This is a genomic window from Pseudoduganella sp. jia 12 (assembly GCF_055502675.1).
In genome coordinates, this window is record NZ_JBUXKP010000003.1 from 154913 (window position 1) to 181874 (window position 26962).

Here is a 26962-nt window from a genome sequence, read left to right on the forward strand (position 1 = left end):
TACCCGCACGTTTGCCAGGGGCGTCGCGCCGTCACGCGCGTCCGTCCCTGTACAGGTTTGCTGGGGATGGTAGCTGGAAGCGGCGGCTAGAAATAGAAGCCGGCCTGCAGGTTGATCCGCCGTGCATGGTTCGAATACTGGCTGTCCGGCCTGGCCAGCCCGCCGAAGTCCGGCGAGATGTACGGGTGGTGCTTGCCCAGCATGAGGTCGGCCTGGAACGACCACTTCCCCGCCGAGAACGACAGGCCCGTAACGTTCTGCATCGAGTGGCCATAGTCGCCGACGCGCTTGTGCAGCACGCTGTAGTCGTTGTAGACCCTGAAGCCGCCCAGGGGCCCCAGCGTCCCGGGAATGTCGTAGCTGACATTGGCAATGTAGATATTGCCCCGGGTGGCGACCGGGTACGGATAGCCGAAGCCGCCCACCATCACGAAGCTGTTCGGATCGAGTCCACCGTAGGTTTCGTTCGCGGCATGGCTGGTGCGGTAGCGGTAGCCCATTGCCTGCAGCATGACCGTCACCGGGCCCGGGTTGGCGCGATAGTGGACGGCCAGCGCATGGCGCCGCGTGTCGCGCCCGGCGCCGCTGCGGATCTCGCCGCCGAGCGCGGAGAAACCGATCTCCTGCTTGACGGCCGTGCCGGGATGCCAGGCCATGCGCGCGACGAGCGTGTTGCGCTCGCTGTCGCGCTGGCCCGTGCCGAATCCCTGCTCGTCGTCGTCCGCCACGATATTGTACGAATAGCGGTTCGATGCCGGCGCGGTGTTGTCGCCGCCGCCATAGGAGCCGCCATCGCGCGGGAAGAAGGCCAGCTGCCATTCGAGCTTGCCGGGCGCGCTGGCATAGGTGATGCCGGCATCGTACTTGTCCTCGAAGCCGGTATAGAAGGCGATCGACTGATAGAAATTGTTCGAGGCAAACGGGAGCAGCCCGAACGGTACCTTGTCCACGCCGACCCGCACGACAGCGCCATCGGCCAGGCGCAGGCCCACCCAGCCGTGGTGCAGGAAATGCTGCCAGTAGCCACCCTGCCCGGTGGGGAAACGGTTGTAGCGGTATTGGGCCGAGGCCAGGCGGGTACCGTCGTCGTAGTCGACGTCGACACGCATCGTGTCGAGCCCCGCGAAGCCGCGTGGATACTCGGGCTGCCAGCCCTTGTGGACGTAATTGAAGCGGATGGCGCCGCCGATCTTGAGCGGCGACGATGGTGCATCGGCGCCAGCCGCCGTGCCCGGGGGCGTGGCCGCGCCCAGCGCGGCGAAGAGGCAAATGCGCCCCATGGAGGAGTGAATCATGAGTTTCGCCAGCGCCCGCGAAGGCGCCGGAATCGCGGTAAAACACGCTATTCTAACCGCGGCAACGCGGATGGGCCGCCGCGTTGCCGGCTGCCCGTTCACGCTGCGGGCCGGGTTTCCAGGAACCTGCACCGGGCCGCCATGGCGGCCCGGTGCAGGACGCCCGGTCGGTCAGAACTGGTTCATCGTGTTGTGCGCGCCGGCCGCCTTGAGTGCCGCTTCACCGCTGAAGTAGCCTTTGTGGTCGTCGCCCAGGTCGGAACCCGACATGTTCTGGTGCTTGACGCAGGCAATGCCCTGGCGGATTTCCTTGCGCTGCACGCCGGCCACGTAGCCCAGCATGCCCTGGTCGCCGAAGTATTCCTTGGCGAGGTTGTCCGTCGACAGGGCCGCCGTGTGGTAGGTGGGCAGCGTGATCAGGTGGTGGAAGATGCCGGCTTCGCGTGCGGCGTCCGCCTGGAAGGTGCGGATCCGTTCGTCGGCCTCGCGCGCCAGATCGGTCTCGTCGTATTCGGCGCTCATCAGCTGCGAGCGTTCGTACGCCGACACGTCTTCGCCACGTTCCTTCATGCCGTCGAACACCTGCTGGCGGAAGTTCAGCGTCCAGTTGAACGACGGGCTGTTGTTGTACACGAGCTTCGCGTTCGGGATCACCTTGCGGATTTCATTGACCATGCCGCCGATCTGCGCGATGTGCGGCTTCTCGGTTTCGATCCACAGCAGGTCGGCGCCGTTCTGCAGCGAGGTGATGCAGTCGAGCACGCAGCGCGCCTCGCCGGTGCCGGCGCGGAACTGGAACAGGTTGCTCGGCAGGCGTTTCGGGCGCAGCAGCTTGCCTTCGCGCTTGAGCACCACGTCGCCATTGGCCAGGTCATCGGCGGCGATTTCTTCCACGTCCAGGAAGCTGTTGTACTGGTCGCCCAGGTCGCCCGGTTCGCGGGTGTAGGCGATCTGCTTCGTCAGGCCGGCGCCGAGCGAGTCGGTGCGCGCCACGATCACGCCCTCCTCCACGCCCAGTTCCAGGAAGGCATAGCGCACGGCGCGGATCTTGGCCAGGAAGTCCTCGTGCGGCACGGTGACCTTGCCGTCCTGGTGGCCGCACTGCTTCTCGTCGGAGACCTGGTTCTCGAGCTGGATGCAGCAGGCGCCCGCTTCGATCATCTGCTTGGCGAGCAGGTAGGTCGCCTCGGCATTGCCAAAGCCGGCATCGATGTCGGCGATGATCGGCACCACATGGGTGACGAAATTGTCGATCTTGTCCTGGATGGCGGCGCGCGCCGGACCTTCGGCGGCATCGAGCTGGCGGAACAGCCCGCCCAGTTCCCGCGCATCGGCCTGGCGCAGGAACGTGTACAGCTCGCGGATCAGCGCGGAGACCGCGGTCTTTTCATGCATCGACTGGTCCGGCAGCGGGCCGAACTCGGAGCGCAGGGCGGCGATCATCCAGCCCGACAGGTACAGATAGCGGCGGTCCGTGCTGTTGAAGTGCTTTTTGATGGAAATCATTTTTTGCTGGCCGATGAAACCGTGCCAGCAGCCCAGCGACTGCGTGTATTGCGATGGGTCCGCGTCGTAGGCCGCCATGTCGCGGCGCATGATGCCGGCCGTGTAGCGGGCGATGTCGAGGCCGGTCTGGAAACGGTTCTGCGCGCGCATGCGGGCGGCAGATTCGGGGCTGATGGCATCCCAGGCACTGCCCTGCTGTTGCTTCAGGTTGGAAATGGCCTGGATATCGTTCTGGTAGTGGGACATGTGATGCTCCTTTAGGATGAATCGAAACTGGTCGTTTGCCGTTGAACTCTTGTCGAGAAAACTGCTGTTCGTTGGATCCATCATAAGGCCAATGTCGCCTCGCCTCTTATGTCTTATATAAGAGTTGCAAAGAATTTTTTCCTATTGTTATCAATTACTTATATCCGATGTTTCGCAATGTAAAACGCCATTCTGCGGATTGCAAAGGGTCATGCAAAACACGGCGGCGCGCATTTCACGATGTGCAACACGATTCGATTGCGTGAAATTTGCCACCGAAACGTCCGACCAGGGACTGGGCTGTGGCCTGGGCTTGTCGATCGTCAGGGAAATCGTCACCCATCACGGCGGCACGGTGACATTGGCGGACGCCGAACCGCACGGGCTGACAGTCACGATGCCACTGCTGGCCGGCGCATAACACATCCTTAACGGGCCATGCCCCATACTCGCTTCCAGAACGGATCGGCAAGGGAGCAGTGGTCATGCGGTATCGAGGCATTTACATGGTGGCGGTCGTCGCATGGGCAGCCATAACGGCGTGGTTCCTCTGGTTGCCCGCGCACTGGCTCGTCACATCGCCGGGCGCCGCGCATCACACTGCCAGACTCCTGGCGAGTATCCTGCTGGCGGGCGGCGTTCTGATGGGCGGCTGGAAGGGATTCTGCTCGATCTGCCGGCACTTCGACCCGGATCGGTAGGCAGAGCAAGGGCGGTCGCTGCATTCCTGCCACCTGTGCGACAGGCGAGCAAGCGTTCACGATCGCCGCCAACGGCCCGGCGGCGGATACCCTTGCAGGCCCATCATCGATGCATGACGTTACTGGGCCGTGTTCATGGTCGGGCTTGGCGAGCATCCGGCTCCCCTGCAGGCACGACAGCGATCGCGACTTTCCCGCGCAGCCCGTTATCCCGGCTCTCGAGACGCGCATGGGCAAGGGGAATCTCCGCCAGCGTGTACGTCGCGCCGACATGGGGCTTGAGCTGGCCGCGTTCGACCAGCGCACGCAACTCATCGAGCTTGCCACGGTTCTGCCGGGTAAAGACGAAGTGATAGCTTGCGTTCTTGCCCCACGCCTGAACGAGGTTTTGCGGTCGCGCGATATCGACGATCGAGACAAGCCGGCCGAGCTGCGCCAGCACGTCGGGACTGCGCGACAGGGTGTCGCCGCCGATCGTATCGAACACGACATCGACGCCTCGCCCCGCGGTTTCACGCAGCACGGCCGCGACATAGTCTTCGGCCTCGTAATCGATCACGACATCGGCCCCCAGGCTGCGTGCGAAGTCGAAATTCGCCTCGCGCACGGTCGTGATGACGCGCGCACCGATGGCCTTCGCCACCTGGATGGCCACGTGGCCGACACCTCCCGCGCCGCCGTGCACCAGCACCGTTTCCCCGACCCGGAGCGCCGCACGCACGACCAGCGCTTCCCAGGCCGTTCCCCCGACCAGGGTCAGGCTTGCAGCTTCGAGGTGGCTCAGCGAAGCAGGCTTCTTCCCGATGATGTTTTCGGCGGCCACGTGGTACTCCGCATAGCTTCCCGGACCATCGAAGATCTGGGGGGTGTACCAGACCTCGTCGCCTGGGGCGAACGCCGTGACGCCTTGCCCGATTTCCTCGACCACGCCGGACACGTCGTGCCCGGTGATGGCCGGCAGTTGCACCAGGTCCGGGTAGTCGCCGCGCCGTACCTGGTAATCCAGCGGATTGATCGACGTCGCGTGGACACGCACGAGCACCTGGCCGGGCCCAGGTACCGGCTTGGGCACGTCGCTCAGGACGAATGCATCGGTACCGCCAAAGCTGTTGAGTGTGATCGCTTTCATGGGTTCCTCATTTCGTTAAAAAGGGATATCGGGAATTGTCGATATTAGTGAATAAAAAAAACTACAGGTCCTTGCCGATGAGTTCGGCAAGAGCACTGATGGCTTCTTCGTTGCGCTTGTAGTACGTCCACTGGCCAATACGCTGGACTTCCACCAGGCCGGCCTTCTGCAAGATGGAGAGATAGTCGGAAACCGTGGACTGCGACAATCCGACACCCTCCTGGATGCTGCTGACACAAACGCCCACCGTGTTCACGTCCCCCTCGTCTTGCGGAGGAAAGCTGTTCGCGGGGTCCTTCAACCGCCTCAGGATATCGAGACGCGTGCGGTTGGAAAGGGCTTTGAATATGTCAAGGAGGTCCATGAATCCATTATATCGACATTTCCCGATATTTCAATACCAACGATGCGAAATTCTGCCCGAAGAGCTGGCCATGGGCCCTGCCCCGCGAGCAAATCGTGCTGTCCCCAGCAGGATCGGTCAGTGACCGGGCGGATTCGGCTCACTAACATGGCCTCATCCGGCATGCACCGCATGCGTGGTGTCCTTTCGAACGACTCACTTGGGGAATGGCAGTGAAATCAATAATACTGATGGGATTACTGGCGATGAACGGCTTGACCGGCGCCCATGCACAGGCCGGGCGAGAAGCCGCAGGCGCGGACCTGATCGTTCACAACGCCACGATTTTCACCGGCAACCCGGCACAATCCGCAGCGTCCGCCCTCGCCGTCAAGAACGGCCGCATCTATGCCGTCGGCACGGACGCCGAGGTGCTGGCCCTGAAAAACGCCGGGACCCGGGTCATCGATTCCCGTGGCCGGCGGATCGTTCCGGGCATTATCGACGCGCACACCCACGTGCTCAATGAAGGCGGCTACAACTACACCTTGCGGTGGGACGGCGTGCCGACCTTGCGCCGGGCGCTGGCGATGCTGGGCGAGCAAGCCAGGCGGACACCGCAAGGCCACTGGGTCAAGGTGGTTGGCGGCTGGTCGCCCTATCAGTTCGAGGAGAAGCGCTTCCCTACCCTGGACGAACTGCGCGCGGCGGTCCCGGATCGCCCCCTGATCGTGCAGTATGCCTACAACCGCGCCTTCATGAACCAGCAGGCGATGGATGCCCTCGGCGTGGGCACCAGCAAGTTCCCGCTGCTGCCCGGCACCGAGCTGGAGAAGGACGCCCAGGGCAGGTACACGGGTGTGATCCATGCCTACACGTTCCAGTTCATCGTCATCGAGAGCATGGTGCCCCAGCTTTCCTTCGACGAGGGCGTGAGCTCGCTGGTCCAGACCGTTCACAGCCTCAACCGCGTCGGTATCACCTCCATCGTCGACGCGGGCACCGGTTTCCGCGGCTACCCCAAGGCCAATCCGACCGTCGACGCCGTCGCCCGCGACAACCGCCTGAACATCCGCATGCCGTTCGTGGACATCCAGTTCGGCGACGACAGCGTCAACATGGTGGATGCCCAGATCACGGCGATCACCAGCACCGCGCCGATCAGCCCCGGCCACAACCTGCACCCGGCACTGGCGCATGGTTTCGTCTACCGCGGCGCCGGTGAACTGCTGGCGGCGGAGGTCCACGACCACGAGAACTTCGACCGTCCGGCAGTCGTCATCGAGCCGGCGAAGATGCGCCAGCTGGTGGAGCGCGACGTCGCCAGGCTGGTCCAGCGGCGCATCCCCTTCCGCCTGCACATCACCTACGACGAGAACATCACGCCGTTCCTCGACGCGCTTGAAAAACTCAACGAAAAAACGCCGTTCGACGGCCTGCGCTGGAGCCTCGAACACGCCGAGACCATCAGTCCCGCGAACATTGCCAGGGTCAAGGCGCTGGGTGGCGGTATCGCGCTCGACACCAAGATGGCGCTGCACGCCGATGGCTTCATCAAGACCCACGGCCGCGAAAAAGCTTTGCAGACACCGCGCCTGCGCCAGCTGGTCGACAGCGGCATTCCACTGGCGATGACCACCGACGCCTTCCGGGCGGCATCGTTCAATCCGTGGGTCGGCATCAGCTGGATGGTGTCGGGCAAGTCCGTCTCGGGATCCGAGGTACTGGCCAGGGACAATCGCCTGTCGCGCGCCGAAGCGCTCGAACTGTTTACCCGCAAGGCGGCGTGGTTCATGCATGCCGAATCCGAGCTGGGCAGGATCGCCCCCGGCCAGCTCGCCGACTTCGCGCTGCTGGACAAGGACTACTTCTCGGTCCCGGAAGCCCAGATCGCATCGATCGTCTCGGTACTGACCGTAATGGATGGCCGGGTGGTGTACGGTGCGCAGGACTACCGGTCGCTATCGCCAGTATTGCCCGAGATCCTGCCCGCCTGGTCGCCGATCGGGCACTTCGGCGGCTATCACCACGCCCGGTGAAGCCGCCGGCTGGCCGGACGGCAGGGACAACGGCAGGAACTAACCGCGAAACACCGGAATGCTGCCGCCGGCGTTGCGGCGATCGCCCGCCTCCAGTAACAGCAGGCGGAGGCGTTCGATGTTGCCCTCCCCCACGGCCAGGGATTCGGCCGACGTGTGCACCGAATAGTTACCGAGATGCAGATCGTGCCGATGGGGCGCAGCCGAGCCGATGACCAACAGCGTATCGCCGGCATGGCCTGCCTGCAGCACGATCGGCTGCGCCGATTGCTCGAACACGAGCATCTCTCCCGCGCTTGCCCGTGTTTCCCCTGCCAGGATGCCGCTGGCGACGGCGAGCCAGGCCACCGGCTGGGTTTCAGGCGGCGTGAATGTCCAGGTCGTTCCCGCCGCCAGCCGCACCAGCAGGTAGGTGACCCCATCGGGCGAGCGGGCCGGGCTGCGCGCCCCCTCGTAGCTGCCAAGGATGACGTGTGCGGGACCAGCGGTGGGAACCTGCTGTGCCTCCACGTACTGGCTGTCGGCGGGCGAATGCTCGAGTTCGGGTTGCAGGGCGATCCACAGCTGGAATCCCCGGGCCCTCGGCGAGGTGCCACCCGACAGTTCCTTGCCGTGCCACACCCCGTTGCCGGCACACATCCATTCGAAACCGCCGAACCCGAGGTGGCCGGTACCGTCCGCCGGGTCGTCGAAACGCAGGTCGCCCTCGACGACGACGGTGATCGTCGCCAGTCCCGAGTGGGGGTGGATCGTCAGGCCGCCGCGTGGGTCGTGCAGGTCCAGGTCGAACAGGTCGAGAAAGACAAAGGGCTTGAGCACGTGGCCGAGATCGGATGGGCTCATCAAGCGGGTAATGGGGCCGTGCGTGATGCCGCGGGTCCGGTGCGTCACGCTGCGCCGGTTGGTGGTCGAAGGTGTTGGCAGTTCACTGACCGGGTGCATGGGGTTCCTTTGGAAGTGTGGCGCGCCGCCGCTGCCGTGGACCATCCGCGGCTGCGGGGTGCTGCGCGTTGGGCAAAAATATAGCTGGCGTACCTCCTCCGGGGTAGCCGCAGCCGCAGCGCAGCCGTGTCGCGCAAAGCGCAACACCGCCCGCGCCCCGCCTCACGTCCCACGTCCCACGCCCCAAAAACCGGTCAGCCGAGCGCGCCACCGGTCGCCGGCGGCAGCTGTTCGAAATACTCGATCAGCAATTCGGCCAGGATCCGTATCTTCCTGGCCGGATGCTGGCCCGGTGGCCGGAGCACGTAGGCGCCCGCGGGCGGCGGGGGATACCGTGTCATGACGGGGACGAGTGCGCCGGTGCTCACGTATTGATGGGTAAGGGGGTTGGGGAGGTAGGCGATGCCCAGCCCGGCGGCCGCCGCAGCGGCCAGCGCCACGCCGTTGTCCGCCTTGAAACGGCCCTGGGGACGAATCGTGACGATGTCGTCGCCATCCATGAAGTTCCACGACTCGGTGCCCTGCATGAGCGCTTCGTGCCCGAGCAATTCGGCCGGTGTTTCCGGCGCCCCGCGGGCGTCGATATAGCCGGGGCTGGCCACGGTCGCCCCGTAGATCGGCCCGACCTTGCGCGCCACCATATTGGAATCCGGCAGCCAGCCGACACGGATCGCGCAATCGTAGCCGTCCTTGATGAGATCGACCACCTGGTCGCTGTAGCAGGTATGGATGTGCAACTGCGGATGGCGCCGCGCCATCTCCGCCAGGACGGGCGCGAAATGGGTGGGTCCGAAGGTCAGCGGCGCCGCAATGCGCAGGCGCCCCTGGAGTTCCCCCGTTGGCGAAAGCATTTCCCTGGCCAGGTCGATCTCGGCACAGGCCTTGGCCGCGTAGTCGCGGAACATGGCGCCCGCTTCCGTGAGCGCCGCGCCCCGGGTGGTGCGGGACAGCAGTTGCACGCCCAACTGGCTTTCCAGGCGGCCCAGCCGCCGGCTCACGATCGACTTGGAAACGCCGAGCCGTAGCGCGGCGGGCGAGATGCCGCCCGCATCGGCGACCTCCACGAATGTCTGCAATTCTTCGATGTCCAATTCTTCAACCCCGCTTTGGCAATAAGTAACTGGTGGAGTACTGCAATAGCGGCATCATGCCGCAAGACGGCGGCAAGCCTCATGCCCCGGTATGGCGGTGTTGCAGATCGCGCGACACAGCATGCCGGCACATGGCTCTACCGGTCCGGGAACAGGAACACGAAAATTATGTTTCCGGCAACGCCAGCTTTGGCAAGGCTGGTACAAACGCTGGTACAAACGCCAGTACAAACTCCCGCCCCCCATCCATGAAGGATGCCGACAATGACCCGTTATGACGGCCCCGACTCCCTCCTGCGCGAACCCGGCCATCGCGCGCATGGCCTTGCCCCCTGCTCCGGCGCGCGTTGCGCTTCTCCCGGCAAGGCACCTGCGCTCGGCGAACCCCTTCCTCCAGTCCCTCACATGGCAAACCGGGACACCCTTCCCGAAAACCTGTTCGACGTGGCGAGCGTCGGCCGCACCTGGAATGGTGTCGCTGTCGTGATCACCGAGTTCTTCGGCACCGGAAGGGTGCTGCACCAGCTGGAACACGACGACCGGTCGCGGCTGGGCATGCTCCTGGATGAAGTCGGCGAAGGCCGCAGCGAACCGCGGCTGCGCCGCAATATACCCTGCCCGATCGGCTACAAACCGCGCCAGATGCATTTCACACCCGCAGGGACCGAGCTGTGGGGATACAGCGACGACATTCGCTACGTCCGCGACATCAACCTGTGCTTCGATATCGGCGCGCTCGGCGAACGTTGCGCGATCGAGGGACGGCATGGCCTGGCGGACACGCCGCGCCATCGCTTCACCGACGACGGCATCTGCGTGCTCCTCAACCTGCTGGCCGACGCGGTGCGCGATCCGGATCCGTCCGCGCAGCTGTACGGCGACGCCCTGGTGACCTCGATCGGCATCCGGCTGTTTCGGGGCAACCAGACGCCCGCCAGGGGCCCGGCCAAACTGTCGCCAATCCAGTTGAGCGATGCGCTGGGCTTCCTGGAGATCAACCTGCCTTCCAGGGTGGACCTGGCCACGCTGGCCAACCTTGCCGGCCTCTCCCAATCCCATTACCACCGGGCTTTCAAGGCCTCCACCGGCCTGGCGCCCTACCAGTGGCAGCTGCAGGCGCGCATCGCCCGCGCCAAGGCGCTGCTGCTCGAGACCCGCGGGTCGCTGGAGGATGTGGCCGAAGCCACCGGTTTCGCGGACGCCGTGCACTTCGGCCGCACCTTTCGCAAGCTGACGGGCGCGACACCGTCAGCCTGGCGCAGGGACCGTCTCAGCTAGGCCAGTGCAAGCCAGGCCCGAGCGCCCTGCACGCCCTGCCCGGCGCTCAGGCGCGGGCCGCCGTCTGCAGCAGTTGCAGTTCCCAGGCAAACGCGACACCGCTCGCGCCGCCATGCTCCAGCACGACGCTCGAGAGCTCGGCGGCGGTCTCCTCGCGTGCCCAGTCGCGCTGCCATTCCGAGATGACCGCCATCCAGGTGATCGGCACGGCGCCGGCCTGCACCAGCCGGCGCACGGCCATGTCGTGCGCCTCGGCCGACACGCCGCCCGACGCATCGGTCACGATGAACACGTCGTAGCCTTCGCCCAGCGCCTGGATCGCCGGCATGGCAAGGCAGATCTCGGTCCACAGCGCCGCCAGGATGAGCTGCTTGCGGCCGCTTCTTTTCACGACATCGGTGACATTGGCGTCTTGCCAGGTATTGATGAAGGTACGGTTGATCGGCCTCTGGTCGGGAAACACGTCCTGGAGTCCCTTGATCAGGTTGCCGCCCCGCTCCTCGATCACCGTGGTCAGGATGGTCGGCACGCCAAAGACCTTCGTGGCCTTGGCCAGGCCGACGACGTTATTGACGATCATCGTCGGCTCGTGGCTGTGCAGGTTCGCGAACTGGTAGGGCTGGTGATCGATGAGCACGACGATGCTGTCTTCGGGACGAAGCAGTGCGGGAAGACCGGTCTTTGCCATGTAAAGCTCCTTGGAGGATGTGGCGCGCTTGCGCCGTTGCGGGAAGCCCGGGACGGGCGGTGCCGCCTGTCCGTGACGAAAAGATGGTGCCATGGCAAGGCCCGCGTGGCACTGACCCGTCTTGCGGCGGACAGTCTGAATTGATCACGTGCCTCCCCGGCAGGTATCCGGCGTTCCGGATCACCGGCCCGGTATACCTCACCGTCATGGCGTTTATGGCATCCCTATCCGGAAGCCGGTGTAGCCCGCTAGCAACTATCCGTGCAAACAACGAAACCGTCCGCCCTGTTTGCCGCTACAATCGGCGCTCCCGCATGCAAGTCGCGCGGCGGCAGATTCCCTATCCGCATTTGCCACCGTCCGATGAGGAACGTCGTTCCCATGTGCCGCCATGACGCGGCAACCATCACCTGGCCCCGACTCCGCCGACCATCGTCCACTGTTTCAGCCATTGCCGCACGACCGGCACAGGCGCTTCCATGCAACCGGAGTCCGAAATGATCACCAGAACCGATCCATTGCAGGCCATCGCCGTCCAGGCCGACAAGATGATGCTGTGCGTCCTGTGGGCGCTCCAGGTGTTTTCGCTGGCGCTTGCCGGCCTGTACGATACCCTCGGCATCGCGCTGGGCATCGGGCTGGTGGCGGCCGGCCTTCCTACCGTGCTGTACGTGTACGCGCCGGGATCGCTGGCAACGCGCTGCGCCGTCGCGGTTGCGGTGATGGTGTTCGCCGCGCTCAATATCCACCAGGGCGCCGGCCTGACCGAACTGCACTTCGGCATCTTCGTCTACCTGGCTTTCCTGCTGGCCTACCGCGACTGGCGCCCGATCGTGCTGGCAGCCGTGGTCATCGCGGTACACCACCTGTCGTTCCATTATCTGCAGGAGTTGAATTACGGCGTGATGTGTTTCACGCGGCCTGAACTGTCGACCGTGTTCATCCATGCCGCATACGTGGTGGTGGAGTCGGCGGTCCTGATTTTCCTGGCAACGATCCTGCGGCGCGCGGCCTTCCAGGCCAGCGAACTGGAAAGCATCGTATCGGCACTGGCCGACATCGAAGGCCGGATCGACCTGTCGATTCCCGCTACCAATCCGCGCAGCCGGCTGGCGCGTTCGCTGGTGCAGATGCTGGTGACGATGCGCGATACCATCGCGGGCGTGCGCGACGGTGCCGCAACGATCGCCGGCGCCTCGGGGGAAATCGCCGAAGGCAATGCCGAACTGTCGCGGCGCACGGAGCACCAGGCCAGCAGTGTCGAAACGACGGCATCCGCGATGGCGCGCCTGGCCGCGACGGTCCGCCAGAATGCCGAAAGCGCGCGCAATGCCAACGAGCTTGCACGCGCGGCATCCGCGGTCGCGATCAAGGGCGGCGAAGCCGTCAAGGAAGTGGTCAGCACCATGGGCGACATCAATGCCTCGTCGCGCCAGATCGTGGACATCATCAGCGTCATCGACGGGATTGCCTTCCAGACGAACATCCTGGCGCTGAACGCCGCCGTCGAAGCGGCGCGCGCGGGCGAACAGGGACGCGGCTTTGCCGTCGTCGCCTCCGAAGTACGCAACCTTGCGCACCGGTCCGCGTCCGCGGCCAAGGAGATCAACGCGCTGATCACCAACACCGTGCGCACGGTTGAAAGCGGCACCCGGATGATCGACAGGGCTGGCACCACGATGCTCGACGTGGTGGCAAGCGTGCAGCGCGTGACGGCGATCATGTCCGACATCAGCACGGCCAACCAGGACCAGAACGACGGCATCGAACGCATCAACGCTGCGATCATCGATTTCGGCGAGAACACCCAGCACAACGCCGCTCTGGTCGAGGAAGACGCCGCCGCGGCAGAAGCGCTAGCCGGGCAGGCGCGGCACCTGAACCAGCTGGTGGCTGCGTTCAAGCTGGAAGCGGGCCGCCCCACCAGCATGGTATGAGGCAGGGCAAGTCGACATTGCGGTCCAGTCGTCATGGCCAACGCCTGACGAAGCTTCGCGCAAGCTCTGATTCCTGAACCCCGGATGACGATGGCTGTGTTGCACAGAACATCTATGCTCCAGGACTTCAGCAGGTATCCGAGCACCGCAATACCAGGCTGTAAGGCGCCAACAGGCTGGCAGGGATCGCCATGCATTTATTTAAACACCTTGCGATACCGTCACGACAAATGTCGGGAGTGCCCCTGATGGCGTGCGCTTTGTGCCGCCTCCTGATGCTGGCGGTGACGTTCGCGATAGGCGGTAGGTGTACTGCCGGTGCGTTCGCGGAAAGTTGTCGTGAAACTGCCGGCATTCTGGAACCCGACCAGCTCGGCAATGTCGCGCACTTCCAGTGTCGTGTCGCGTAGCAGCGTGGTGGCACGTTCCAGGCGTAATTCACGCGCATAAGCAAAGACGCTGACCCCAAGCCTGGCCTTGAAGATCTGGGTCAGGCGCTCCCGATACGTGCCGACCCGCTTCGCCAGCTCCGGCAACTCCGGCAGGCTGGCAAGATTTTCCGAGATCAGGCGCCGGGCGGCAGCGAGGATCACGCCGTCCCCATCCCCCTGATGTTCCGCCAGGGGCGCCGCGAAGCCGGACTTCCCTGCCTTGCGCAACTGCACGGCGATCCTTGCCATGAGTTCTTCACGGTCGAAAGGCTTGACCACATAGTCCACGCCCCCCGCCATGAGTCCCGCCACACGCTCCTTCGTGCTGTCGGCACCGCTGACAAAAATGATCGGGATCGCATGCGTCGAGGGATTCGCCTGCAATAACCTGCAGCATGCGTAGCCGTCCATGTCGGGCAGATGCACATCGAGCAGCAGAAGATCGGGGCGCGTCGCCTGGGCAAGCTGGATTGCCTGCGCAGCTGTCCTGGCGGTCGTGACGAACAGATGATGTTCGCTCAACAGATCGACCAGCATCAGCTGATCGAAGGACGAGTCGTCGACAACGAGCACATGTGCCGGACCCTGGAAAGCATTTGCCATGGTTACCTCACTCATTGTCAGGCTGCTGCACGGCACCTCGACACGGGTTCGCAGCACGTTCCAGTTTGCAGCGATCACGCATGGTGCCAAGTGCTCCCGAAGTAACGACCAGTCCGGATCTTACACCCATCACTTTCACCGGTTCACACGAATCGACGACGTTGCAGGACGGAATTGGCCGTGGCGCCATATCATTGCAGCGTTTGCGAAAAACCACAGCGGACGAAAGATCACACATTGTCACATTGACGTGTGGAAACTTAGTGTATGATCGTGCTATTCCCGGTGCGGCCGAAAATGGAGCTGCGTCGTAATGGAACAAGCTGGATGAACTGTCACCCAAATCGCGTGGCAGACCCGGCCCTGACACCCAGATAGCGTGTGAGATCATGAAAAAGTTGTTCATTTTGATGTTGGCCTGCGTGCCGATGTTGTGCCCGGCCGCAGGCAAAAGCGCCAGCGCGACGATGGAAGTCAGTTTCACCGTCGTCGAAGCGTGCTCTGTCCAGGGCTCGGCCAATGCTGCCCAGGTGAACTGCGCACAGCAGACGCCATACCAGATTCAAACCCGGCCTGCCGCCGCCCCGGCGGCCAAGGCGATCGTCGCCGCAGCCAATGCGGAGCCCCTCACCATATATTTTTGATCAGAAGTAGATCGTCGCGGTCACCGTATCGCGATAGCTGCCCGGCGCGGGCGTGCGCTGTGCCGGAACTCGACCGTACATTTTCACGGATTGCGTGGCGCCGGTCCCGGTGCCCGTCACCATGGCAGTCCCGCCCGTGCCGTCGCCCCATAGTGGGCCGTCGAGCGCGCCTGAAATCTCGTAGCCGATCTTCTCGCCTGTTGCCGGGTTGAGCATGCCGCGCGCGGCAGGATTGCCGGACACCGTTCCACCATTGAGCGCGATGGCATAAGGATTATTCGCGGTGCACTGCACCGTGATCGCGCCTACCGTTCGCACAGCACTCGTCAATACCCGGTTATTCGCGCCAAACGCCAGCGTGTCGGCGTTGATGTAGCAGTTGTTGGTCACCGTCGCCTGTACCTTGAACGAAAACGACGCGCTGGCGCCCGCCTTGCAGTCGGCTGGGGGTACCAGCAAGCCGTAGAATGCATACTGGATCGTTCCATGCCCGTTGAAATCTGCCACATAGGCCGTATCGGCACCGCCGCTGGTCGACACACCAGCCAGGGCGGACGCCGGTATCCTGCCGTAGATGTTGAATGTCTTCGACAACGAGCCCAGCGCCAGGAGACCTCCCATCTGGGTGGTGACTGGTTGCGTGCCCGTTACGGCGGCAGAACCCCAGATGGAAGCCGTGGAATAGCTGCTGTCGCGATGAAGGTTGTAGGCCATCCTGGCCGGGCCATTCGCCATCGCACGCGCGGTGATCGACGTTCCGCCGCTGCCGGCTCCGGCATTGACGCAGATATTTACATTCGGCAGCAACAGCACGCCCAGGTTGCCCAGCAAGGTCCAGCTGCATGTCACGGTCAGCGTGCCATTGGCGAAGTAATCGCTGTTCGCTACAGGACTTACCTGGCCAAAGACCACATCGGACATCGCTGCCGTGCAGTTGTCGGCACGCGCGCCGCTGCAAGCCAGTATCAGGGCAACTAGCGCAAGCACTTTTCGTAGCAAGTCCATCATTGTTTTTCTTCGTGTTCCCACGCGCCTTGCGCGAACACGCGGGTGGCGGTGGCGAAACGGATCGGCATCAGAAGTAGACGGTCGCGGTGATCGTGGATTTATAGGTGTCCGGCGCCGGCGAGGCCTGCGCCGGGATTTCACCGTGGACCGTCAGTGTCTGCTGGGTACCATTGCCGGTGCCGCCAAGGGTATCGGTACCCTGCGTGTTGCCCCAGACCGCACCACCCGCCGCCTGGTACAGGTTGAACTTGACCGTGCCCGTATTGGCGCCCGTGCCGCTCAGGTAGCGCGTGGTACCGGATGACCCCGTGCCCGTGCCTTCGTTCAAGCCAAGATTGAAGGGCGTGGTGTTCGTGCAGGTGACCTTGATGTCCGACGTGGCCGTAACGGCGGTCGCCAGCACTCCGCGGGCTGCACCGAAGTTCAGTGCCGCAGCAGAAATCGTGCAGTCCGCGACAAGTCCCATGGTGACATCGAACGTCGCGGTCTTGCTGCCGTTATTGTAGACAGCGGCATTGGCTCCGGCCGTCATGGCGAGCACGAGGGTGGTTGCGGCGAAGCGGCGTGCGTGAGCGGCGATGTTCATGTTTTTCTCCTAGAAGATCAATTTCCAGAGCCTGCGCGATGTTGCTTTGGCTCAATACTTGACGCAATTATGCAATATCCGTCACGCATGCAAGTTGGCAAACGGCGAAACCGCTTTACTTTCCGGTCGGAAAATCGAAAAAAGTGATACCTGTGAGATTTCCGCGCTACACTATCCCTTGTACCTTGCAGCCCGTAATGATTTTGCATCATGAAACATATAGTGACCGGCAGGCTGCTGCAGACAGATCGCATCAAAGGAATGCCGTGTGAAGAAAAGTGAGCTGGTCATCAAGTTCCTGAGGCACTGGAACCCGTCGCTGGCGGCCGCAAGCGCCGGGACGGAAGTGCTTCTATGCTTCACGGCCGAATATCCGGTAACCAGCTACGCCAGCTGGAACACGGAGATCGATGAGGAATGGAGCGAGCATTTTTTCCAGTTGCACAAGGATGATCCGGACATCGACCTCCTGTGGCTCGTCACCGGGCTCAGCTCCGTTGGCCTCCAGCCGGACAATGGATTCCCGAGTTCGCGGGGCGGTACGCGCCGGAACAAATAGCCGGGAGCGATACTCGATGTCTGGATGGCCAGCATGTACGGATGTCCGAGCCTTCCTGTGGCGGTCACGATGCAGTCCGCGGCGTTTGCAATGGAAGGCATGAGATACAACGTACGAAACACATTCGGACCGATATTTCGTGACAGTTACCATTGGGCAATTTAACATACCAAACCTCACAAACCACCGCGGGCGGGAAGTTCGGGGCGCCCACATCTCACATGAGCAGTGTTCACAACATCGCAGGCTGGCGAGAGCGCGTCTTTTCTTCCTTGCTGCTGGTCGTGCTGGTGGTCGGCGTCGTCTCGACCATTGCCATTGTCCCGTTCATGCTGCAACAAGGGATGTGGCAAGTAGCGCTCGCCGATGCGTTCGCACTCGCCTGGATGTTCATGATCTGGCGCCTGAAACGGCTCTCCTATACCACGCGGGTGATGCACTTCCTGGCGGTGGTCTATGTGCTGGCCGTGGTCCTGATGCTGTCCGTCGGTTCCGCGACGTTGAGCTACCTGCTCGGCCCGCCCCTCATCGCCGTGATCCTGCTGAACCAGCGTTCCGCCATCGTCGCTACCAGCCTTGGCGTCGCTGCCCTCATCGTCGCTGGTGCCACCGGCCATATCGAATTCAATGTGCCCGGCATGGTTCATGCGCCGCTGAAGTCATCGGTGGTGGCCGCGATCAATTACAGCACGGTCGGCGTGATGCTCTCCCTCACCTGCGGCACGTTGCTGAAGGGATTGTCGAGTTCGTTCGAAGAGCTCGAGCTTACGTCCGCCGCAGTCGCCCGGCTGAACGACATGGTGCTCATCGTCAAAGCGGCGGAAAGCCAAGCATCGCTCCAGCCCATCATCTTCGCCAACGATGCGTTCCTGCTGCGTACCGGCCATGCACGTGATTCGGTTCTTGGCCAGGGCCTGCGGATCCTGCATGCTGCAGGTACCGACGAGGCGGTCGTCGCACGCATCTTCGAGGCGATGACCGCCAACACAGCCTGCAAGGAAGAAATGATGAGCCAGACGCGGACAGGCGAGGCGTTCTGGGTCGAGATCGAGGTCATGCCGTTTGCGCGCGACGGAAAATCCGCCAGTCACTGGCTGGTGGTCGGCCGCGACATCACGGAACGCCGCACGGCGCAGCAGGCCATTCACCGGCTTGCGTTCTACGATGTGCTGACCGGCCTGCCCAACCGGCGCCTGCTGATGGAGCGGCTCGGCGCTGCGGTGGCACCGGGCCAGCCAAAGCGATCGCTCAGCGCCCTGCTCTACCTGGATATCGACAACTTCAAGGACGTCAACGATGCCCGGGGCCATGCCACGGGCGACGCCCTGCTCGCGCGTGCGGCAGCCCACCTCGGCCAGGCGGTCTGCCCGCACGATATGGTTGCCCGGATCGGTGGCGACGAATTCGTGATCCTGGTAGACGCCCTGGCGTCCGAGCCTGAGGCCGCCACGCGCCGTGCGCTGGACATTGCGGAGAACGTCCTTGCCGCCCTGGCCGTTCCATTCGAACTCGAGGGACAGCCTTACCGTATCGCCGCCAGCATTGGCGTAGCACTGGCGGTGCCTGGACGGTCCACCCCGCACGATCTGCTGCGCGAGGCCGACACCGCCATGTACCATGCCAAAGCCCACGGGCGCAATGGCGTGATGCTGTTCGAAGGGGCCATGCTGGAGGTCGCCCAGCAAAAACTGGCGATGGAGCGCGACCTGGCGACGGCGCTGCAAACCGGCGAGCTGGCGATGCACCTGCAATTGCAGGTCGACCGCCACGAAACACCGGTCGGCGCGGAGCTTCTCATGCGCTGGCGCCGCGCCGACGGCGTGATGGTGCGGCCGGACATCTTCATTCCGGTCGCCGAATCGAGCGGCCTGATCGTTCCACTCGGCCATTGGGCGTTGCGCCAGGCGTGCGAAGTCTGGCTGGTGCTGGACAGGGCCGGCCATCCACTGCCGCTATCGGTCAATGTCAGCCCGCTGCAGTTCCGCCAGCCGGACTTCGTCCAGCACGTGCAAGAAATCCTAGCCGAGACAGGCGTGCCGCCGCGGCAGCTCATCTTCGAAGTAACCGAAGGCCTGCTGATCGAAGACATCGACAAGACGATCGCGCGCATGCACGAGCTCGCCCTACTGGGCATCCGCTTTTCCGTCGACGATTTCGGCACAGGCTATTCGAACCTGGCTTACCTGAAGAGGATGCCGCTGTATGAACTGAAGATCGACAAGAGCCTCCTGCGCGATACGCCGCAGGACCGTAACAGCACAGCGATCGTGCAGTCGATCCTGGCCATGGCGGGCCACCTCGGTTTGCGCGTGGTGGCCGAAGGTGTCGAAACCGCGGCGCAGGCGCGCTACCTGTCGAAGGCCGAAAACGCCTATATGCAGGGCTTCCTGTACCACAGGCCAATGGCTCTTGAACCGGTTCTCGAGCGGTTATCCGCCGGTCTCGACGGGCGTCGCGTCGAAAGCCAGCTGGCTTAGCAAGCTCTGCCCTTGATGTGGTCATGACCCCGTGGACGCGTCAGCGTTTGCGAGCGGCAGCCCAAGTTGTCACCAGCAGCCGCAGCAGCGCCGGTTTACGGGAACTTTACGGGAACAATTACATGCTGACGTTCCGGGTGCCGGATCAACACGGGTCGCAGGCGATGTCGCATGTCACTGCCGGCCGCCGCCCACTCCGCCAGAGGCGCAGCGAGCCGGTCGCGACCAGCGGCCTGCCTTTCGAGGTCAAGCCCGCGGCGGGGCACGCTTCGACCGGCGGGCATTATTCGGGCCGTATCGCCTTCTCGCCGGATGGCAAGTCTCTCTTCTTCACCAGTGGCGACCGCCAGCTTCTCGATCCGGCGCAGGAATTCAAGTCGACGCTCGGCAAGGTGCTGCGCCTGAACCTCGACGGCACGCCGGCCGCCGGCAATCCGCTCGCGGCCAAGGGCTTCCATGCAGGCGTCTGGTCGTATGGCCACCGCAACCTGCTGGGCATCGCCTTCGACCGGCAGGGGCGCCTGTGGGAAATGGAGATGGGGCCGAAGCATGGCGACGAGATCAACCTGATCAAGTCAGGCTTTAACTATGGCTGGCCCAGAGCATAGAATGGCAGCCGCTATGACGGGCGGGACATCCCAGACCACGCGTCCGGCGACGGCTTCAAGGCCCCGAAAGTGGCCTGGAATCCGGCCATTTCACCGGGCGGCCTGGCCTACTACGATGCGGAGCTGTTCCCGAAGTGGAAAAATTCCCTCTTCATCACCGGTCCCTCCGGCCAGTCGCTGGACCGCATCGCCCTCGACGGCGAAAACGCGACCAAGGCAAACCATTGGGACATGGGCGAACGCATCCGCGCCGTGCGCACCGGGCCGGATGGCGCGCTATGGCTGCTGGAGGACGGTTCGCGCGGCCGGCTGCTGAAGCTGACACCGAAGAAGTAGGCCAGCGCGAAAATGGCAGGGCCGGGCGGCAGGCGCCGCCCCCCGTCTCCATCTAACGTTCCGGCAGTTGCCAGTCCGGCCGGATCCAGTGGCACGTGTAGCCGTTCGGATGCACCTGCAGGTAATCCTGGTGCTCGGGCTCGGCTTCCCAGAAAGGCCCGGCCGGCGCGATCTCGGTCACGACCTTGCCGGGCCACAGGCCGGAAGCATCGACGTCCGCCACCGTTTGTTCCGCCACCTGCTTCTGTGCAGCGTCGCGGTAGAAGATCGCGGAGCGGTAGCTCATGCCGATGTCGTTGCCCTGGCGGTTGCGCGTGGTCGGATCGTGGATCTGGAAGAAAAACTCGAGCATGCGCCGGAAGCTGGTGACGGCCGGATCGAAGACGATCTCGATGCCTTCGGCATGGGTGCCGTGGTTGCGATAGGTGGCGTTCGGCACGTCGCCTCCCGTGTAGCCAACGCGTGTGGAGAGCACGCCCGGCTGGCGGCGGATCAGTTCTTCCATTCCCCAGAAGCAGCCGCCGGCGAGGATGGCGGTTTCGGTTTGCTGTGTCATGTGCATTTCCCGGATGGTGAGGGGCACGGCCGGCACTTGGGTGCGCGGTGCCGTGTACGTCGGTCGTGGCGACGTATCTGGGGATGATGCGACACATCACAATGCCGGCTGCGTGTGGAATGCGCGATACGGAACGGTGCGCCGCTCGCCCCGATGCATCGAATGATTGCCATCGGCAGCGCGGGCGGCGGCATGGCGCAAGTGCCTGAGCGCGCCGCGATGCGTGACGGCCTGCCGCCGATGGCATCCGTGGTGTACGAGGCATGAGGCATGAGGCATGAGGCATGAGGCGTGAGGCATGAGGCGTGATGCATGATGCGCCGCGGCGCTGCTGGTGCTCTGCTACCCGCCGCGCCGCTGCCGTTTCGCCCGCGCCGCGCTCTTGCGCCGCCCCGCCTTCCCGGACGCCTTTTTCGGCGCATCCCGGCCGGCCAGCATGCGCCGGATGTTGAGCGCGTCGGCGATCCTGCCGGCCGAGCTGCGGGCATTGAGCAGCACCATCGTCGCGCTCTTCCCGGCAGTCCTCACGCGCATGATCAGGCAGCGGCCCGCCTCGTTCGTGAAACCCGTCTTCGACAGGCGGATGTTCCAGTTCTTCGCGCCGACGAGGCGGTTCGTGTTGTGGTACTCGACCCGGCGGCCCTTGATTCGCATGATGTCGCGCCGGTCGGTCGTCAACCGCCTGATCGTGGCATAACGGGATGCCGCCGCAGCCATCCTGACCAGGTCTTCCGCCGTGGACGTGTTGGCCGGCGACAGGCCGGTCGGCTCCTCGATGCGGGTATGGGCCATGCCCAGCGCACGCAGCTTGGCGTCGACGGCTGCCCGGAATCCCGCCAACCCACCGGGAAACGTGCGCGCCAGTGCCGCCGCCGCGCGGTTATCGGATGACATCAGCGCCAGGTGCAGCACATCGCCGCGCGACAGCGTGGCGCCCACCGGCACGCGCGACCTGCTGTACTTCAGCCTGTCGACATCGTCGCTGTCGATCTCGATTTGCTCGCGCATGTCGAGCCTGGCATCGAGCACGACCATCGCCGTCATCAGCTTGGTCAGCGAAGCGATCGGCATCACCTTGTCGGCATTTTTTTCGATCAGTATCTTGCCGGTGCGGTTTTCGACGACCAGCACCGATTGCGATCCCAGTGGTACGGCGCCAGCCGCGACGGGAAGTGTCAGCAGGAAGGCGATTGCGAGCTTCTTGATCATCGAGCGGGAAACGGGCCGGCACGGCGGCCGGCGCAAAATACATTTGTAGAAATGTATTCAATGATACCACCAGACCTCGAACAGCAGTTATCGTTGCTAGTAAGAAAAATATAAATGCAAACGGTCTCGTTTGGGATGTGATGGCTCGTGGGCGTGCAGGGGGAAAGCGCTCCTTCACGTAGCGCTTCGGTACTTCGACAAAGTCGTCGTCTTGATGGAACCGGTGCGCGATGGTCATCAGGCCAGATCGGCGCCGCATACCTTGGCAACGACGCCATCGACGGAAAAGCCGTCCCTGCCCGCAGCCTTGGCGACATACAGGGCTTCGTCCGCGCATTTCAGCAGGCTTTCCCTGGTGCTGTCGGCACCACCGAAGGCCAGGCCAACGCTCGTGGTGACCAGCAGCCCCCCGGCGATGACGTCGAACGGCAGGCGCATGGCCTCGACGATCTTCGCCCCCAGGGCCGGCAGTTCATCGGCGGCATACAGACCTTCGAACACCACGACGAATTCGTCGCCCGCATAACGTGCCACGAGGTCGGTCCCGCGCACAGCCAGTTTGAGCCGCGTGGCGAATTCGACCAGTACGGCATCGCCGGTGGCATGGCCATGGCTGTCGTTGATGTGCTTGAAATGATCGATGTCGAGAAACGCCACGCCGATGCCGGCATGGGTGCGGCCCTGGCGCTTCAAGACCCTGTCCAGCTCGCATTCCATCATGCGCCGGTTGCATAGCCCGGTCAGCGAATCGGTGCTGGCCAGCCGTGCCGACTCGGCCTCCGCTTTCGCCCGCTCCTCGGTGAGCGCATGGATGGCCCGGCTCAGCGCGCCAACCTCGTCCCGGCGGGCCAGGTCGATGATGTCGATGCCGGCATCGCCCCGGCGAATGCTCGCCACCTGGCGGCGCAAGGTTTCCAGGGGACGCAGCAGGATCATGATGGCAAGCAGCCCCAGCAAGCCAGCGACGGCCGCGGCAATGCCGGTTCGCTGCAGCGCGCGCTGGCGCATCGCCACCAGCGGCGCAAAGGCCTCCGCCGTGGGGTAGACGATGCCGACGATCCATTCGGTGGTGGCCAGCCGCCGGTAGCCGATCAGCGAATTGACGCCCGCCTTGTTCTTGGCGAGCACCCAGCCGTTCATTCCTGCCAGCGCCTCCCGTGTCGAAGGCACGATGCCGCCCTTTTCCTCGGCGACATTGCGCAGCAGGCGTCGGCGATCCGGATGGTGCAGGACGATCCCCTCGGTCGTCACCACGAACAGGTAGCCATGCCGGCCCGGCTTGAGACGGTCCAGGTGACGGAAGAATTCCGCCTGCGACAGGTCGATGGAGGCGGCCAGTACGAATTGCAGGGTACCCGCCGGATTGAACACGGGCTCGGTCAGCAGCACGATGGGCTTGCCCGACAGTGCACTGCGCAGTGGCCGCGACAGCTGGCCCTTGCGCATGACCACCGTACGCTGGAAGTACTCGCGCGTGGCGACGGTGGCTTGACCGGCGGCTGCGCCGCCAGGCACGTCGGTCATGAGCACGCCATTGGCGTCGATTGCCACGGTGTTGTAGAACTGCTGTTCCAGCGAAGGCAACTGCTGCAGATGCCGGCGCACCGCCGCCGGACGGACCACCTGCGCGGCGCGCATGCCTTCGGCCGTTATCCGCAGCAACGCACGCTTCGATTGCAGGTCCTGCTCGATCTGCACTGCCGCGCTGGACAGCAGCGCGTATTCGCGATCGCCGACCAGCTTGGCCATGTCCCGCTCGACGATGTTCACCGCGTAGATGGCAAGCAATATTCCGGACAGGAAGACCAGCGCGCAGACAACGACTGTCATGCGCGCCTTGAGCGTACCGAACGGGTGGATTCTGTGCATGGCGTGCCCTGTGGATTCGGGCAGTCTATCACGCAGCCTGTGGCGGCTATTGCCTTGCATGCCAGCGTAACGCCGGCTGGTATCGGCCGAGGCGGCAAGCTCCCTCGCGGGGCGTTACGGCCAGCCAGGCGCAATCCCTTGCTTCATTCGCCGCTCAGTACGGCCGGTAGCGGTGGGCGCCCTTCTGCGCCTGCGCCTGCCGCCGCGGGCGCTGGTCGACCGCCGCCAGCAGGATCGCCTTCACGTCGGCCTCCACCTTGGCGCTCTTGTGGGCATTCCATGTCTTGCTCAGCACCATAGCATTGCGGAAGTCGTTGCTGCCGCCCCAGCTGCGCGGCACCACGTGGTCCACTTGCGGGCGGTTCAGGCCACCCGTGACCGACAGCGTGCGGATCGGATCGTCGGGATCGTCCGACATCAGCATGGCCTCGCCCGTCACGGCCTGCGTGTACAGCGCATTGGCGGCCAGGATGTAGTGGCGCTGCCGCTCGCTGAATTCGCTGGCGTCGTGCGCATCGGCGCACACCCCCAGCTGGGTCAGGAAGGCATATGGCTCGGCATCGGGCTTCGTGGCAGGCAGGATCGCCGCCACGGCCCTGCGCACGTCCTCGTCGAACGGGTACGGCCCGGCCACCGGCACCTTCATCTCCAGCGTGCGGAACGGCATGAACATCGCCTGTTCCGCTTTCGGGTCGAGTGCCGTGGCGCGTTTGACCTGGACGCGCACGTTGGCCGGGATGGCCTGGTGGGTGGCATCGTAGTCGAGCAGTACCTGCATCGCCCTGATCGACTGGTCGTCGTAAATGTCGCGTTCCAGCTTGCGGTACAGAACCTCGTTGAACCAGCCGAACATCGGCGCGATGTTGTACGCGTCATCCGGCCCACCCAGGGACAGGCCGATCAGGTGGCCGTTGTCGTAGCTGATTTCCAGCAGCTTCGGTGCGCCGGCGAGATAGACCTTCATCGATCCGATCAGGGCATCCGGTGCGGCGCCGCGCGTGACCTTCTTGCGCCGCACCACCGGCGCGGCAACGCTGACCACCCTGTGCTTGCCCCGGTGGCGCGGATCCTCATCCGCCGGAATGGCCTCGTAGGTGCAAACGAAATCCCCGATGATTTTTTGCATCGCGCCTCCAGTTGGATAGACCGGTGTCGGCCTCGGCCGTGCAACCAGTATCGGCAGGCGGCACCGTGGCGTCAACAATAATGGCGGAGGCTGTTTCCGGGCTGCCACGGCCGCGGGGGGCGACGTACCCGACAAGGAACATGGCGCAAATTCAGGCGTACTGCAAAACACCCTGGTTAAACTGCGCTCAGCGGGCTCGATGGCCTCATGGTGCTGCAGGTGGCCTGGACTGCCTGTCGAGGTATATTGGCCTGGCCGTTACGACAACCACTGGAAAGTCGATTCATGAACAGCAAAGTGTCAATCAGCGTCACTCCGTTCCGCGAAGAACTCAAGGCACAGGTCATCGAGCTGATCCTGCATATCCAGAACGTCGAGGCCGGGGTCGGCATCTCCGCGGAAGAGCAGCCCGACATCCTTTCCATCCAGTCTTCCTACCTCGACCAGGATGGCGGCTTCTGGGTGGCACTGGACGAAAGCGGGCAGGTCGTCGGCACGATCGGCCTGCAACGTGAAGACGCGACGACTGCCGTGCTGAAAAAGTTCTTTGTGCGCTCCGATCAGCGTGGTGTGCCGGAAGGCCCGGCAATCAAGCTCTACGATGGACTGATCAGCTTCGCATCCGGGACCGGCATCCGGACGATCGTGCTCGATACGCCTGCGGTGGCAACCCGCTCGCATGCTTTCTACGAAAGGGCGGGTTTCAGGCAGATCGACAAGGCTGACCTGCCCGTCGTCTACGATTATCCGGACCGCGGTTCCCTGTTGTTCCGGCTTGATTTGCCCTAGTCTGCACCGGGGTTTCCATGCGGATGGACACTCCAGACAGGTATAGGCCATGGCGCAATATCGTTTGCGGTAGCCAGGGCGAAGACCTGGAATACGGGGATGCCATATTCCAGCGAACCAGAAAGGTGCAACATGACTTTCAATCCTGCTCGCAAGCTGGTACCTGATCACCACCTTACCGCCGAATTTTGTCTCAAGCGTCAATCGCATTCCCACAATGCCGCCGATTATGAGGCCGTCATGCACTCCCGCCAGCAATTGCAAAGCTGGAGTGACAGCGATTGGCCGGAAAATGATTTCACGCTGGAGCAGAACCTGGCCGATCTGAAACTGCATATCAGCGAGCATGAGCGCGACGAAGCTTACGGTTTCAGCGTATTCGACGCTGACGAAAACATGCTTCTCGGGTCGTTATATCTGAATCCCGTCGCGTCCATTGTCGAAGCTTACCAACATGATCCCATGGCCGCATCCGTGCTCCAGCAATTCGATGTGTGTGCAGACTACTGGCTCCGGCCGGACGTCTGCCCCGATGTGGAAGTATTGTTTGTGAAGACCGTTCAACGTTGGCTCATCGACGCATGGTGGTTCCAGAATGTCGCATTCGGGTCCCGCCGAGGCATGAAAGTTCAGCGCCAACGCTATATGGAGGCGGGGCTGGAAGCGTTCGCTGTGCTGAAGAATATATCGGCAACCCGTCAATTTCACTTTCACGGCATGCAGACGGGACGGTCTCCTCCCCTGAGCTTGCACGCGGCTCCGGGCGAGCCAACGGACCGAGCTTGCCGGTAACAATTTCCTGCGACGCCGTGACGATCGCAGTGCCGGTCATTTTCTGACGTATGGCGAAAAGTCAACAGTGTGCCTAGCATGATGCTTCCGACGTATGCGACAATATCTTTAATGGCTTCCACATGCAGAGCACCATAAAAAAACAATCAGCGAGAAAAAATTGCCGGTCGCGGT

The 26962-nt window shown here is 63.5% G+C and carries 23 protein-coding genes and 1 pseudogene; 10 read left to right on the forward strand and 14 right to left on the reverse strand.

What is annotated here, in order from left to right; genetic code table 11:
* Positions 1-86 precede the first annotated feature (86 nt).
* Both ACY65G_RS06725 and ACY65G_RS06730 read right to left on the reverse strand, forming a co-directional pair.
* Positions 87-1295, reverse strand: a complete 1209-nt coding sequence (locus ACY65G_RS06725; protein ID WP_464996596.1) for a hypothetical protein — start codon at positions 1293-1295, stop codon at positions 87-89.
* Positions 1296-1466: 171 nt separating this feature from the next.
* Positions 1467-3047 (reverse strand): isocitrate lyase, encoded by a 1581-nt coding sequence (locus tag ACY65G_RS06730; RefSeq protein ID WP_464996597.1) that lies wholly within the window; start codon positions 3045-3047, stop codon positions 1467-1469.
* 262 nt (positions 3048-3309) lie between these two features.
* Here ACY65G_RS06730 and ACY65G_RS06735 point away from each other — a divergent pair, with 262 nt between their 5' ends.
* Positions 3310-3468, forward strand: a complete 159-nt coding sequence (locus tag ACY65G_RS06735) for an ATP-binding protein (RefSeq protein WP_464996598.1) — start codon at positions 3310-3312, stop codon at positions 3466-3468.
* 413 nt (positions 3469-3881) lie between these two features.
* On the opposite strand, the gene ACY65G_RS06740 is transcribed toward ACY65G_RS06735, so the two are convergent.
* Entirely contained in the window at positions 3882-4877 is a 996-nt protein-coding gene (locus ACY65G_RS06740; RefSeq protein WP_464996599.1) for a zinc-dependent alcohol dehydrogenase family protein, read from the reverse strand.
* A 61-nt stretch (positions 4878-4938) separates the two neighbouring features.
* A complete protein-coding gene (locus tag ACY65G_RS06745) occupies positions 4939-5241 on the reverse strand; it encodes an ArsR/SmtB family transcription factor (protein ID WP_464996600.1) in 303 nt (100 codons plus the stop codon).
* A 245-nt stretch (positions 5242-5486) separates the two neighbouring features.
* On the opposite strand from ACY65G_RS06745, the gene ACY65G_RS06750 reads away from it, so the two are divergent.
* Positions 5487-7259, forward strand: a complete 1773-nt coding sequence (locus ACY65G_RS06750; RefSeq protein ID WP_464996601.1) for an amidohydrolase — start codon at positions 5487-5489, stop codon at positions 7257-7259.
* A gap of 39 nt (positions 7260-7298) precedes the next feature.
* Here ACY65G_RS06750 and ACY65G_RS06755 read toward each other — a convergent pair whose 3' ends face one another.
* Complete coding sequence (locus ACY65G_RS06755; protein ID WP_464996602.1) at positions 7299-8201, reverse strand: pirin family protein; 903 nt, start codon at positions 8199-8201, stop codon at positions 7299-7301.
* Positions 8202-8395: 194 nt separating this feature from the next.
* On the reverse strand, positions 8396-9277 hold the full coding sequence (locus ACY65G_RS06760) for a LysR family transcriptional regulator (RefSeq protein ID WP_464996603.1): 882 nt from the start codon (positions 9275-9277) through the stop codon (positions 8396-8398).
* A gap of 420 nt (positions 9278-9697) precedes the next feature.
* Here ACY65G_RS06760 and ACY65G_RS06765 point away from each other — a divergent pair, with 420 nt between their 5' ends.
* Positions 9698-10570, forward strand: a complete 873-nt coding sequence (locus ACY65G_RS06765) for a helix-turn-helix domain-containing protein (protein ID WP_464996604.1) — start codon at positions 9698-9700, stop codon at positions 10568-10570.
* Between the two features lie 46 nt (positions 10571-10616).
* Here ACY65G_RS06765 and ACY65G_RS06770 read toward each other — a convergent pair whose 3' ends face one another.
* A complete protein-coding gene (locus ACY65G_RS06770) occupies positions 10617-11258 on the reverse strand; it encodes a hydrolase (protein ID WP_464996605.1) in 642 nt (213 codons plus the stop codon).
* 497 nt (positions 11259-11755) lie between these two features.
* On the opposite strand from ACY65G_RS06770, the gene ACY65G_RS06775 reads away from it, so the two are divergent.
* Positions 11756-13195: a methyl-accepting chemotaxis protein gene (locus ACY65G_RS06775; RefSeq protein ID WP_464996606.1), complete on the forward strand. Its 1440-nt coding sequence runs from the start codon at positions 11756-11758 to the stop codon at positions 13193-13195.
* Positions 13196-13416: 221 nt separating this feature from the next.
* Here ACY65G_RS06775 and ACY65G_RS06780 read toward each other — a convergent pair whose 3' ends face one another.
* Positions 13417-14307 (reverse strand): response regulator, encoded by an 891-nt coding sequence (locus tag ACY65G_RS06780; protein ID WP_464996607.1) that lies wholly within the window; start codon positions 14305-14307, stop codon positions 13417-13419.
* A gap of 311 nt (positions 14308-14618) precedes the next feature.
* On the opposite strand from ACY65G_RS06780, the gene ACY65G_RS06785 reads away from it, so the two are divergent.
* Positions 14619-14873, forward strand: coding sequence for a hypothetical protein (locus tag ACY65G_RS06785; protein WP_464996608.1), 255 nt, complete (start codon positions 14619-14621; stop codon positions 14871-14873).
* Here ACY65G_RS06785 and ACY65G_RS06790 read toward each other — a convergent pair whose 3' ends face one another.
* Both ACY65G_RS06790 and ACY65G_RS06795 read right to left on the reverse strand, forming a co-directional pair.
* Positions 14874-15881, reverse strand: a complete 1008-nt coding sequence (locus ACY65G_RS06790; RefSeq protein WP_464996609.1) for a Csu type fimbrial protein — start codon at positions 15879-15881, stop codon at positions 14874-14876.
* 67 nt (positions 15882-15948) lie between these two features.
* Positions 15949-16413 (reverse strand): Csu type fimbrial protein, encoded by a 465-nt coding sequence (locus tag ACY65G_RS06795; RefSeq protein ID WP_464997052.1) that lies wholly within the window; start codon positions 16411-16413, stop codon positions 15949-15951.
* A 322-nt stretch (positions 16414-16735) separates the two neighbouring features.
* Between ACY65G_RS06795 and ACY65G_RS06800 the strand changes: the two genes are divergently transcribed.
* The 3 genes and pseudogenes from ACY65G_RS06800 (at position 16736) to ACY65G_RS06810 (ending at position 20447) form a co-directional block, all read left to right on the forward strand.
* Positions 16736-17026, forward strand: a complete 291-nt coding sequence (locus ACY65G_RS06800) for a hypothetical protein (protein WP_464996610.1) — start codon at positions 16736-16738, stop codon at positions 17024-17026.
* 221 nt (positions 17027-17247) lie between these two features.
* A complete protein-coding gene (locus ACY65G_RS06805) occupies positions 17248-19503 on the forward strand; it encodes a putative bifunctional diguanylate cyclase/phosphodiesterase (RefSeq protein WP_464996611.1) in 2256 nt (751 codons plus the stop codon).
* A 164-nt stretch (positions 19504-19667) separates the two neighbouring features.
* Positions 19668-20447 (forward strand): annotated as a pseudogene (locus ACY65G_RS06810) (PQQ-dependent sugar dehydrogenase).
* Between the two features lie 52 nt (positions 20448-20499).
* Here ACY65G_RS06810 and msrA read toward each other — a convergent pair.
* From msrA to ACY65G_RS06830, 4 genes are all read right to left on the reverse strand, one after another.
* Positions 20500-21003, reverse strand: a complete 504-nt coding sequence (gene msrA / locus ACY65G_RS06815; RefSeq protein WP_464996612.1) for a peptide-methionine (S)-S-oxide reductase MsrA — start codon at positions 21001-21003, stop codon at positions 20500-20502.
* Positions 21004-21345: 342 nt separating this feature from the next.
* Complete coding sequence (locus ACY65G_RS06820) at positions 21346-22212, reverse strand: serine hydrolase (RefSeq protein WP_464996613.1); 867 nt, start codon at positions 22210-22212, stop codon at positions 21346-21348.
* 237 nt (positions 22213-22449) lie between these two features.
* A complete protein-coding gene (locus tag ACY65G_RS06825) occupies positions 22450-24081 on the reverse strand; it encodes a sensor domain-containing diguanylate cyclase (RefSeq protein ID WP_464996614.1) in 1632 nt (543 codons plus the stop codon).
* A 154-nt stretch (positions 24082-24235) separates the two neighbouring features.
* Complete coding sequence (locus tag ACY65G_RS06830) at positions 24236-25207, reverse strand: DNA/RNA non-specific endonuclease (RefSeq protein ID WP_464996615.1); 972 nt, start codon at positions 25205-25207, stop codon at positions 24236-24238.
* Between the two features lie 285 nt (positions 25208-25492).
* Here ACY65G_RS06830 and ACY65G_RS06835 point away from each other — a divergent pair, with 285 nt between their 5' ends.
* Both ACY65G_RS06835 and ACY65G_RS06840 read left to right on the forward strand, forming a co-directional pair.
* Complete coding sequence (locus ACY65G_RS06835; RefSeq protein ID WP_464996616.1) at positions 25493-25996, forward strand: GNAT family N-acetyltransferase; 504 nt, start codon at positions 25493-25495, stop codon at positions 25994-25996.
* A 132-nt stretch (positions 25997-26128) separates the two neighbouring features.
* The gene (locus tag ACY65G_RS06840; RefSeq protein WP_464996617.1) at positions 26129-26788 is read left to right on the forward strand and encodes a hypothetical protein; all 660 of its coding nucleotides are present in this window, start codon (positions 26129-26131) and stop codon (positions 26786-26788) included.
* Positions 26789-26962 lie beyond the last annotated feature (174 nt).